Annotated in this window: 9 protein-coding genes and 1 pseudogene; 5 read left to right on the forward strand and 5 right to left on the reverse strand. The window is 42.9% G+C overall.

Translation table 11 applies throughout. The features are described from left to right. Window positions 1-664 precede the first annotated feature (664 nt). Complete coding sequence (locus PX482_RS00520) at window positions 665-1651, reverse strand: RNA polymerase sigma factor, RpoD/SigA family (protein ID WP_002760224.1); 987 nt, start codon at window positions 1649-1651, stop codon at window positions 665-667. Window positions 1652-2337: 686 nt separating this feature from the next. Here PX482_RS00520 and PX482_RS00525 point away from each other — a divergent pair. Further along, on the forward strand, window positions 2338-3762 hold the full coding sequence (locus tag PX482_RS00525) for a Ni/Fe hydrogenase subunit alpha (protein ID WP_002760226.1): 1425 nt from the start codon (window positions 2338-2340) through the stop codon (window positions 3760-3762). A gap of 88 nt (window positions 3763-3850) precedes the next feature. On the opposite strand, the gene PX482_RS00530 is transcribed toward PX482_RS00525, so the two are convergent. From PX482_RS00530 to PX482_RS00540, 3 genes are all read right to left on the reverse strand, one after another. Further along, window positions 3851-4423, reverse strand: coding sequence for a Uma2 family endonuclease (locus PX482_RS00530; RefSeq protein ID WP_288028071.1), 573 nt, complete (start codon window positions 4421-4423; stop codon window positions 3851-3853). Window positions 4424-4563: 140 nt separating this feature from the next. Continuing rightward, window positions 4564-5715 (reverse strand): DNA-methyltransferase, encoded by a 1152-nt coding sequence (locus PX482_RS00535; protein ID WP_288093574.1) that lies wholly within the window; start codon window positions 5713-5715, stop codon window positions 4564-4566. Between the two features lie 84 nt (window positions 5716-5799). Continuing rightward, on the reverse strand, window positions 5800-7071 hold the full coding sequence (locus PX482_RS00540; protein ID WP_288121947.1) for a dihydroorotase: 1272 nt from the start codon (window positions 7069-7071) through the stop codon (window positions 5800-5802). A gap of 289 nt (window positions 7072-7360) precedes the next feature. Between PX482_RS00540 and PX482_RS00545 the strand changes: the two genes are divergently transcribed. The 3 genes from PX482_RS00545 (at window position 7361) to PX482_RS00555 (ending at window position 9854) form a co-directional block, all read left to right on the forward strand. After that, on the forward strand, window positions 7361-8635 hold the full coding sequence (locus PX482_RS00545) for a DNA methyltransferase (RefSeq protein WP_288054596.1): 1275 nt from the start codon (window positions 7361-7363) through the stop codon (window positions 8633-8635). 46 nt (window positions 8636-8681) lie between these two features. Next, window positions 8682-8846 carry a hypothetical protein gene (locus tag PX482_RS00550; protein WP_288028062.1) on the forward strand — a complete coding sequence of 55 codons (165 nt, stop codon included), beginning with the start codon at window positions 8682-8684 and terminating at the stop codon, window positions 8844-8846. 165 nt (window positions 8847-9011) lie between these two features. Further along, a complete protein-coding gene (locus tag PX482_RS00555) occupies window positions 9012-9854 on the forward strand; it encodes an Rpn family recombination-promoting nuclease/putative transposase (protein WP_288121948.1) in 843 nt (280 codons plus the stop codon). A 64-nt stretch (window positions 9855-9918) separates the two neighbouring features. Here the strand turns inward: PX482_RS00555 and PX482_RS00560 are convergent, their stop codons facing one another. Further along, window positions 9919-10830 (reverse strand): 6-bladed beta-propeller, encoded by a 912-nt coding sequence (locus PX482_RS00560; protein WP_288121949.1) that lies wholly within the window; start codon window positions 10828-10830, stop codon window positions 9919-9921. A 236-nt stretch (window positions 10831-11066) separates the two neighbouring features. Here PX482_RS00560 and PX482_RS00565 point away from each other — a divergent pair. After that, window positions 11067-11261 (forward strand): annotated as a pseudogene (locus PX482_RS00565) (Rpn family recombination-promoting nuclease/putative transposase); the annotation flags it as partial.

The following is an 11261-nucleotide window of genomic DNA, read 5'->3' on the forward strand; positions in this document are numbered from 1 at the left end:
AGAAGGATAATGCAAGGTTTTTGAAAGTCCCAATCCTATTTTCGCAGCATGAACATCGGACTTTAACAGGTCAAAAGCCTTATTTTAAAAGGGTTTTACCATTATTCAGCAAGCCCTAATTAGGCATTAAAGAGCATAAATAAGCTTATTTATGCTCTTTATTGAATTTTTAACCTGAGATCTCTTTTTTATTCGATAAAATACCCGCCGGTGCTACTCGCCTCGCTGTCGGTTGTGGTAAGCTGTACTGAATTTAAACTGCGTAAGAGTCTCTGAGCGCCCATTTATAGGGATTGCCGCCTCTGGAGGTTCCTTTCTCTTCCCTCCCCAGTTCTGAAAAGATACTTAGGGCTTGCTGAATAAATCTAAAAACCTTGTTGGGTAAGACTTTTAGACTTTTTGTCAATCAAAAATTACCAGATCTGGGAGTGATCGGGGGGGGGAAATTTAGGCACTTTTTCCCTGAAAATTAGGTAATTGACCCCCTCAAAATCGGTAAAAACCTACACCCCACACCCTGTCCCCACGAAAAACTTTTTCAGCCAACCCTAAGTACACTGGCAAAATTTACCCTTTTTTTGTTCAGGTTGGTTAAAAATTTAGCAATAATAAACCCAAAAAAAAGAGAGCTTGCGCTCTCCTTCTTGGTTATTTGCTAATTTTACTAACTGGCGACAATATATTCCTTGACGTTGGCCCGGCGACGGCGTAAATGAGCTAGGGCCTGGTGTTCTAATTGTCGCACCCGTTCCCGACTGATGTTCATTCTCTGACCGATTTTGGCTAGGGATAACTCCTTGCCATCGGTTAAACCGAAACGGAGAGTAATCACTTCCCGTTGTTGGGGGGTTAATTCGGCCAGGAGATTGGCTAAGTCTTGCCGTAATAACTCTTGGGTGATGAAGGTATCGGGAGAAACTCCGCTATCTTCTAATAGTTCCGACAATTCCGTATCTTGGTTATCGCCGACGCGCACATCAAGGGAGATGGGTTGACGAGCCATACTGAGATATTCGCGGATTTGAGCGGGTTCTAGCTCTAATTCTAGGGCAATCTCGGCGGGAGTGGCACTTCTGCCCAGTTTTTGGGCGAGTTCGCGCTGGGTTCTTTTGATTTTATTCAGTTTTTCGGTGATATGGATGGGTAAACGAATGGTGCGGGCCTGTTGAGCGATCGCACGGGTAATCGCTTGTCGAATCCACCAGTAGGCATAGGTAGAAAATTTATAACCTTTGGTGGGATCAAATTTCTCTACACCTCTTTCTAATCCCAGACTACCCTCTTGAATTAGATCTAGGAATTCCATGTTCCGCTTTTGATATTTTTTGGCGATCGCAACTACCAAGCGGAGGTTAGCTTCAATCATTTTCCGTTTAGCTCGATCGCCGGTTTTCAAGGCGCGATCCAGTTCATTTTCGCTTAAATTCACCGAATCCGCCCACTCCAAGCGCTGTGGTTCCCGTCCTAATTGCTTCGATAGTGCTTCTTTCGCTTCTAACAGGCTCATCATCCGTTGGACTTGTTTGCCGTAAATAATTTCTTGTTCGTGAGTTAGGAGGGGAACTCGCCCAATTTCGTGCAGATAGGTACGCACCATATCGGCATTGAGGGTGGGCTGTGATTGAGTTTGGTTGGTTTTTGCGGTGGGCATTGGTTTGGTGGTGACTCCTTGACACAGAAAAAGTCTGTTACTATTCCGACTCGCGGGTGAGTCTGGCTTATCTGAAGTCGGTATGAGTTTGATCGGAATTTCTTTGATTGTATCCTGCGCTTTTAGACGCGGGCAATCCCCTAAAGGTTCAAAGTTAATTCATTCTTTGGTATGATGTTAAGTTTATGCTTTTTTCTCAACATCCAGAACAAAAGTATTATAGTGTAGGACTATCAACTACAATCGCTTGTTTTTGGGTCGCTTTTTCCTGAATCCTCGGCAGTGCCGCTGATACTGTTAGGTAAGATTACAAAACAAAAAGGTGATTTTCCCGATTAGCCGTCAACAATCTAGCTGAATTCCGACCCTTTCGCCCTCAGCCTTGAGAGGAAGACTAACAGCCGAGAACCGACTTCTATATATATAATGACCGATCAACACCAGCAAAGAGAGACACAATCATGGCGGATTCCCGAACTATTTTCTGTAGTATTTGCTACAAAATTTTAAATTTTTTTCCGATTGAGAATCGGAAAAAATTGTCAAAAAAATTAGGATTGCTAGGAGGGTAATAACTATCATAGAAACAGCAGGGCGGAGATCGGGATAAATTATCTTTGAAACCAAGCTCGATCGCAATCTCCACAATGCCGTTCTGTGAAACTCCTGAACAATGAGGACTTACTATGACTAAAACCGTCGTTATCGATCCCGTCACCCGGATCGAAGGCCATGCCAAGATCTCGATTTTCCTTGACGATGGGGGGGAAGTGGATGACGTGCGTTTTCATGTGGTCGAGTATCGTGGTTTTGAGAAATTCTGCGAGGGACGGCCGATGTGGGAGATGGCGGGAATTACTGCCCGGATTTGCGGCATTTGCCCCGTTAGTCACCTGCTTTGTGCCGCCAAAACCGGCGATAAAATTCTAGCGGTGCAAATCCCCCCTGCGGGTGAAAAACTGCGGCGCTTGATGAATTTGGGACAATTAACCCAATCCCATGCTTTAAGCTTTTTCCATCTTAGCAGTCCCGATTTTCTGCTTGGTTGGGAAAGTGACCCGGCTAAACGGAATATTTTCGGTTTAATCGCCGCCGATCCCGACCTAGCGCGAGCGGGCATCCGTTTACGTCAATTTGGACAGAAAGTTATTGAACTTTTGGGAGCAAAAAAAATTCACCCCGCTTGGTCCGTCCCGGGAGGTGTGCGTTCTCCCCTGAGCGAAGAAGGGCGACAATGGATTAAAGAACGACTGCCGGAGTCTAAAGCGACTCTTTACACGGCCTTAAACCTGTTTAAAGGACTTCTAGACAATTTAACCACAGAAATCGCCGCTTTTGGTAATTTCCCTTCCCTGTTTATGGGATTGGTCGGTAAACGGGACGAGTGGGAACACTACGGCGGTCATATTCGTTTTACCGATAGTCAAGGCAATATTGTGGCCGATAACCTCAGCGAAGACAATTATCGCGATTATATCGGCGAATCAGTAGAAAAATGGTCTTATTTAAAGTTTCCCTACTATAAACCCCTCGGTTATCCCAACGGTATCTATCGAGTAGGTCCGTTGGCGCGCTTAAATGTTTGTTCCCATTTTGGCACGGAGGGGGCGGATATCGAGTTACGGGAATATCGCCATCGGGTCGGTGGTGTAGCCACCTCTTCTTTTTACTATCATTATGCCCGATTAGTGGAGATTTTAGGCTGTTTAGAGCGTATCGAACTTTTAATCGACGATCCCGATATAGTTTCTCCACGCTGTCGCGCCGAAGCAGGAATTAATAATCTGCAAGGGGTGGGAGTTAGTGAAGCGCCCCGGGGTACTTTATTCCATGATTATAAAGTGGATGAGAATGGTTTGATTGAAACGGTGAATTTGATTATTGCCACGGGTAATAATAATTTGGCCATGAATCAAACGGTGAAACAAATCGCCCAACATTATATCCATGGTGGCGAAATTCCTGAAGCGATGTTAAACCGGGTGGAAGCGGGTATTCGTTGCTATGATCCCTGTTTAAGTTGTTCCACTCACGCTATGGGACAAATGCCGCTACAGCTAGAGTTAGTTAATGCAGCCGGTGAGGTGATCAATACTCGACAAAGGGGTTAATTATCTAAGTTGTTGGGGGGTTAGGAAATAGGGGAAATTTATCCTAGTACCTGACCCCATTTTACTATTTATTTTTACGGTGAAGATTCTAGCTAAGAATTTCTAGGTTTTGATAAAGAGTTTCTATCGGACAAGAAAAGTTAATACAGTTAATAGTGATTAAATCTCCCGCGTGATAAATATGGGGAATCCAGAGGTTATTAGATTGACGTTGATATTGTTCGATTAGGACTTGTTTTTGCTCGATCAATAGATATTCCTCTAATTCAGGGATAGTTTGATAATCGGCAAATTTATCGCCTCTATCAAAGGCTGCCGTGGAGTCGGATAAAACCTCGATAATCACTCGCGGATGCAGGATAAAATCTTCCTGGGAAACTCGATCCCGTTGGTCACAAGTAATGGCAAAATCGGGATAATAGAAGATATTTAAGCTAGGGAGACGCACTTTCATATCGGTAGCGTAGGCAAGACAACCACTACCCCGTAAATGATTAATTAATTGGGCCGAAAGATTACCTGTGATGATAACATGGGCTTTACTGGCCCCCGCCATCGCCAAGATTTGCCCTTGTATATATTCATGTTTAATGGGACTAATTTTCTCTATTTCCAGATAGTCTTTTGGAGTAAAATAAGCGTGACTTTTACCGGCTGTCATGGTGTTTACCTCGCTCATTGTTAGTTTTCTAACGGACAATTAAGTAGCTGGTTATAATTAAATTAAAAATGGATTTTAGGTTCGATCCCCCCTTAATCCCCCCTTAATAAGGGGGGCATCTGATAATTTTTAACGCCTACCTACTTAAGCCAAATAACTGAGTCTAAATCAGTCTTATTGCCTTCAGTAATTAGCTTTCGTATCAGTTCAATATAATTAAAATTACTCTCGAATAAAACAAAACGTCTATCTAAAGAAGCGGCCGCTAGTCCCACGGTTCCTGAACCAGCAAAGGGATCTAAAACCACATCACCTTTAAAAGAGTAATAGGTAATCACTTTTTCTGCCAATTCTACGGGAAAAGCGGCGGGATGTTTTGAGTTAGTGACTGGGTTAATTTTCCAGACATTAGTGCGTTCATAACCATCGGCAATTTTTGAGGCTTTTACTACTTCTTGATCGGGATGATTACGAATATGCCAATCGATGAGTAAATCCGTGTGTTTACGATAGACTAAAACGTATTCAGTCACCGGCACAGTTTTGTATTGGAGAGGATTGCGATCGGCGGCAAATCTGCGCCCTCTACCAGTTGCCCACCCTGCTCCCTCTGGTTTTAGCCAAATAATATCATCAATAAAATCGTAACCTTCCTCAACAAAAATTCGATGCAAATCAAAGGGGACAGCAATACGTTTAGAAGCTTGATTACGGGAAGCACGACGCAACAGCACGGGAGAAATATTAATGACAAAAAAACGTCCTTCACTCAAAACTCGATGACATTTTCTGATCACCTGTCGCAGCTTCAATAGATAGGTTTCGTATTCTTCAAATTCCGAATATTCTGGGCGAGCATTAAAATAGGGTGGTGAGGTAAAGATTAAATCAACACTTTCTGCTGGCATTTCCTCCAAAAGTTCGCCACAATCACCAAATCCGATGGTATTTCTCAGAGAGGAAAGCTTGTATTCTTTTTTGGTTTTCTTGCGGGTTTCTAATTTAGATTCATCCTGTTTTAACAGACGAGCGATAATAATTTCAGTCCGGGTTGTCCTATCGGCTAAAATTTCGGTGGTGTAGGCATCGATCACCACTTCCCCAACGGTTTTTTTCTGTTCATTACATAAAGGAATTCGCCAAATATGATATCTGTCATCCACTTCTGGTAAACCTAATTTAATCGCATTAACTAAATTTATTTCTCGCAACCAATTAAGGACAATTTCTTTAGCTTCTGCCACCGTGCGAAGTAGATAACCGCGCTTTTCCGATACCAGTTCTTTTTCCATGGCATTACTCTAGTTTTCTCTAGAATTCTAGCTGATCATTATCCAAAAAACTAGGAGAGTCTCAAGATAGAAATTGGCCACCCTTTAAAAATTCCACATTTCTAAGACTTTTCCCGTAATTGTTTGATTTAACCAGAAAGTATTGTGACTGAGGGAGTGAAGATTATTTGCTGTTACTTTCCAGCTTGCTTGGGGATGAAAAAGAATTGCTTCTGCGGGATTACCGGGGTTGAGAGATGCCGGTTTTTGTTGTAAACAATGACAGGGATTGAGACTAAGCGCTTGCCACAATTGTAAAGCTGATAATTGCCCAGTTATTACTAATTTTTCCCAGAGTAGCGGTAAAGCTAATTCTAACCCGATCGCGCCGGGGGGTGCTTCTGCAAAAGAGACGGTTTTTTCTTCGTAGGTATAGGGACGATGATCGATCGCGATTGCATCGATAATTCCCTCCTTAATTGCCGCAATTAACGCCTTGCGATCGCTTTCGTTGCCCAAGGGGGGAGCGAGGTGTAAACTGGGATGATAGCTGGCGATCGATCCTGTATTTAAGAGCAGATGCAACCACGTCACACTAGCGGTTATCGGCAATCCCCGCATTTTTGCCTCGCGAATTAATTCCACTCCTCGACGGGTAGAAATTCGCATTAGGTGAACAGGTGTATTAATTTCGCCGACGATTTCTAAAATTGTGGCTAAAGCAGTGGTTTCGGAAATAGCAGGATCTCCTGGTAAACCGAAGCGAATCGAGGTTTCTCCCTCACGCATGACTCCATTACCCTTTAATTGCTGATTTACGGGGGAAAGGGCGATATTTTTACCGAAGGGTTTTAGGTATTCCAATAAGCGCCGCAACAGTCCCAAATCTTCCAGACTGCGATTATCGGTAAAACCCACCGCTACAGGCATTAAATCGGCTAATTCCGTCATTTTTTGCCCTTGCCTTCCTAGGGTAAGACTTGCCCAAAAATGCAGACGGGCCGATTTTGAGTCAAAAAACCCTTGACTTTTTTGCTGTAATGTGCTAATGAGTGCGGGGTGATCGAGAGGGGGGAGAGTATTGGGGAGAATTGCCACCCGGGTGCAACCTCCGGCCGTGGCAGCTTCGATCAGAGATGCGAGGGTTTCTCGGTCCTCGTGGCCGGGTTCCCCAGAATGACTGTAGAGATCGACTAATCCGGGAGCAAAAATACAGTTTTGACCGGAAATATAGTTACTGTTTTCTCTTGGGGGAAGCTGAGATTCGATCGCTTTAATTACCCCCTTCTCAATCCAGACATCGGCAATGCGATCGGTTTGTGTCAGGGGGTCAAGAACTCTAACCTGTTCTATAATCGTCGAGGATTGGCTATTCACGCAGACTAATTAAAACGTCATTTTTTCCTTTGGCAGTATATCACGTTAAGTAAAAAGTAAAAAAGCTGAGTTGTCGGTTAGGTTAGGGGACGATAAGTTAGAATATTGATCAACTACGGTTTTAATCTTTATTTTAATTGGCTAGTCCACCCTAGAGAGAATTGATAGCCGAATCATGCAGTTAAGTGGGTGGGTGGAATTAAATATAAGATGAACGTAGGTTGGGTTGAAGCATGAAACCCAACGCCCGCTCATGTTACACTACCGCTAACCCATCCTACAAATAATTGTGCCTCCCTACTTAGAACTTTTCGATTCTAATAATTTAGAAGAATTTAATCGGGGAACCCCGCGATTAGTTTCCTTTCGAGATTTAGTACCAGAAATCACCAGCACCAGTTATCTAACCCACGGCATCTATTATTATCCTGCCAAATTTATTCCCCAAGTGGTGAGATTCTGTCTTGATAACTACACGAAAAAGGATGATTGGATTATCGATCCTTTTGCTGGTTCGGGTACGGTGGGTTTAGAAGCTAAACTTTGTCAAAGAAATGCGGTTTTAACTGATCTTAATTATCTTTTAAACCATATTATACCGATTAAGATCACAGAACACCAAGAACCATTGAGTTACTCAGAGTTAGATAAAAAAATCTTAGAAGTTTTTGCCAACGAGGATAAATTTATCCCTCAGTGGTCAAATTTAAACTATTGGTATCCAGAGGAGATTTTAGCAGTTTTACAGAAACTTTGGGCTGGTCAAAAAAGTCTAGAACCTGATTTGTATTCCCAGATTATTCAAGCGGTTTTAGTGAAAGTTAGTAAACAGTTTTCCTATGCAGAACATACCAAACCTAAATTATTTCAATCGAAATACAAAAAATCAGATATACAGGAACTATTACAAAGAAATTGGCAAGAGGAATTAAAACGAACGATTAAAGAGATGAGTTTTGAAACTTTAACCAGCGTCAATCAATATATTACCGTAACTTGGCGCAATTATAATCAGGTGCTTTTTTATGGAGGAGTAGATAGTGCCACTTTTGAGATCGATCAAAATCTAGAGTTAGATTGTTTAATTAGTTCACCCCCCTATCTGCAAGCACAGGAATATATCAGAACAGCAAAACTAGATTTATATTGGTTAGGATATACAGAAAAAGAAGTGCAAAAAATCTCTAAGCTAGAAATTCCCTACCGACAGGCTACCAGATTAATCGAAACCGAAACCTTAAATCAAGTGAGATCAAGTTTAGAGAAAGAGAATTTACATAAAATACTCGATTCCTATTTTTGTCACACTATCAACGCTTTAGAAAATGCCACCAGAAAATTAAAACAAGCTGGGAAAGCTTGCATTTTTGTGGGTAATCCGAAAGTGGATGGGGTGGAAGTAGAAACTTGGCGAATATTAGGGGAATATTTTCAGGAAAATGGCTTTATTTTTGATACCGTCTTTGAGGATAGAATTAAAACCAGACAATTATTCAAATCTCGCAAGAATAAAAATCCTGATGGCATGAAATCTGAATATTTACTAATCTTAGAAAAAAGGTAAATTTTTATTGCTTATGTATCCCAAATATTCCCTATTTCATAAATATTTGAACTGTCTGGAATCCTTACCTAATTTTCAGGAAAATATTGAAGATAAACCCTATATATCTGGTCAATTACTGGCTGAAGTAAAGTTAATTATTAAGACAGATTATGCTACCGTTAATTATGTTTGTGAACTTAAAACAAGATTAAATCATGATCTATCTTAATCGGTGATATAATATTTCGTAAGCTTGGGTCAAAGATTACCATGAAATCAAAGACTTTTACTAATGATCGGGGGTTTATTTAGCTTAATTGTTTAGGAATTGATAGCAAGTAATCTTGAATTTATTGATGTGGATGGTAGTAATTACAAAGGCAGAACGCTCGCAATGTTTGATAATATTTGTAAATTTATCACCGAAAACTTCTCCGATGATCTAGCCACTTGGTTATTGGGTTCTCCCCTCTCCTTAACCGTCCTCGACCCGACGGAATTACAATTAGACCCCATTCGTGCCGATTCTCTGATTTTTTTGCAGTCAGAGGAATTAATTCTTCATACCGAGTTTCAAACCGACCCCGACTCCAAGATTCCTTTCCGAATGCTCGATTATCGCATTCGCGTCTATCGTCGTCATCCCCAAAAACCAATGCGTCAAGTGGTAATTTATCTGCGACGCAGCGATTCTCCCCTAGTGCAAGAAAATACCTTCCGTCTGGGGGAAACCTTTCATTCTTTTCAAGTCATCCGTCTTTGGGAAGAAAATACACCACAATTTTTCCATCATCCCGGTTTATTACCCTTTGCCATCCTCAGCAATACCGATGATCCAGAACAGGTGTTAAGTCTGGTGTCCCGTTCTCTAGAAACTATCTCTCAAAAACAGGTGCAAAGCAATCTCGCCGCCGCTACCAGTATTCTCGCTGGGTTAGTATTAAATCGAGAGACGATTAAAAAAATCCTTCGGAGTGACATTATGAGAGAATCCGTCATCTATCAAGATATTTTAGAGGAAGGCAGAGAGGAAGGCCGAGAGGAAGGCCGAGAGGAAGGCCGAGAGGAAGGCCGAGAGGAAGGCCGAGAGGAAGGCAAAGAGGAGGGTAAAGAAGAAAAAGCTCGACAAATTGCCCTAAAAATGCTATCTGCTGGCTTTCCTATCCCAGAAATCGCCCAATTTACTGATTTATCCCCCGATGCGATCGAGCAATTACAAAGACAGCAGCACAATTAAAGCTTTTAACTGCAAAGGGTGGGGAATTAGGAAAATTTTAACTCATCTCCCCACTCCACACCGATTAACCACGTTTAGCGAGGCGACGCACCACTAAACCGCCCCCTAGTATGCCTAATCCGATAATACTAGAAGGTTCGGGCGTTCTGAATACCTGTACGCGATTGTTGACCGTATCGGCTACATAGATATTACCACGGCTACCGACAGCGATACCGTAGGGGCTACTGAACTCACCGTTCCCCGTACCGAAGCTACCGAAAGTGGACTGGAAGACACCACGGTCGTCGAATACCTGTACGCGATCGTTGAACGTATCGGTTACATAGATATAACCGCTGCTATCGACAGCGATACCGTAGGGGCTTTCGAACTCACCGTTCCCCGAACCTTGGCTACCGAAAGCGAACTGGAAGACACCACGGTCGTCGAATACCTGTACGCGATTGTTGAACGTATCGGCTACATAGACATGACCACTGCTACCGACAGCGATACCGTAGGAGCCTTGGAACTGACCGTCCCCCGTACCGAAGCTACCGAAAGCGAACTGGAAGCCTCCATTGGAGTTGAATACCTGTACGCGAAAGTTGCCCGTATCGGCTACATAGACATTACCACTGCTACCGACCGCGATAGCGTAGGGGCCTTGGAACTGACCGTTCACCGTACCTTGGCTACCGAAAGCGGACTGGAAGACACCACTAGAGTTGAATACCTGTACCCGATTGTTATCCGTATCGGCTACATAGATATTACCACCTCTACCGGCGGCGATACCACGGGGGAGCATGAACTGACCGTTCCCCGAACCTTCGCTACCGAAAGCGAAGGAAAAACTGGCCGCAGTGGCACTGGTGGCGACACTAATACATCCGATCGCAGTGGCCGTGACTAGGGAAAAGGATTTCAGCAGAGCCTTTGATAAGCTACGCTTCTCCCGCCCCCCATGATTGATAACTTTAGATAGGGACATAAAACTTCAGAAAATCTGCTCCTAATGTACCCTTTCCTCTAGCAATTGTCAAGAAATTTCTGGGAAGATGTGACGAATTTGCCGATATCTATGGGATTTAGTCCATGAGTAGAATTGAATTTTGCCTATAATGTATTCTGCGCTACGATTCGCCTCGGCAACAGTTACGACAAATACAGGATGTCAACACCGGCGACCGAGGGTATCCTAGGAGAAACGGAAAGTAATCCCTGACGATGTTTGATAATATTTGTAAATTTATTGCCGAAAACTTCTCCGATGATCTAGCCACTTGGTTATTGGGTTCTCCCCTCTCCTTAACCGTCCTCGACCCGACAGAATTACAATTAGACCCCATTCGTGCCGATTCTCTGATTTTTTTGCAGTCAGAGCAACTAATTCTCCATACCGAATTTCAAACCGACCCCGAC

Origin of the sequence: Microcystis sp. M53602_WE12 (genome assembly GCF_030065455.1) — a bacterium.
GTDB lineage: Bacteria > Cyanobacteriota > Cyanobacteriia > Cyanobacteriales > Microcystaceae > Microcystis > Microcystis aeruginosa.

What these genes read in the sequence shown, in the direction of transcription:
- PX482_RS00520 (WP_002760224.1), bottom strand. Translation starts at nt 1,651, where the DNA reads ATGCCCACCGCAAAAACCAACCAAACTCAATCACAGCCCACCCTCAAT.
- PX482_RS00525 (WP_002760226.1), top strand. Translation starts at nt 2,338, where the DNA reads ATGACTAAAACCGTCGTTATCGATCCCGTCACCCGGATCGAAGGCCAT.
- PX482_RS00530 (WP_288028071.1), bottom strand. Translation starts at nt 4,423, where the DNA reads ATGACAGCCGGTAAAAGTCACGCTTATTTTACTCCAAAAGACTATCTG.
- PX482_RS00535 (WP_288093574.1), bottom strand. Translation starts at nt 5,715, where the DNA reads ATGGAAAAAGAACTGGTATCGGAAAAGCGCGGTTATCTACTTCGCACG.
- PX482_RS00555 (WP_288121948.1), top strand. Translation starts at nt 9,012, where the DNA reads ATGTTTGATAATATTTGTAAATTTATCACCGAAAACTTCTCCGATGAT.
- PX482_RS00560 (WP_288121949.1), bottom strand. Translation starts at nt 10,830, where the DNA reads ATGTCCCTATCTAAAGTTATCAATCATGGGGGGCGGGAGAAGCGTAGC.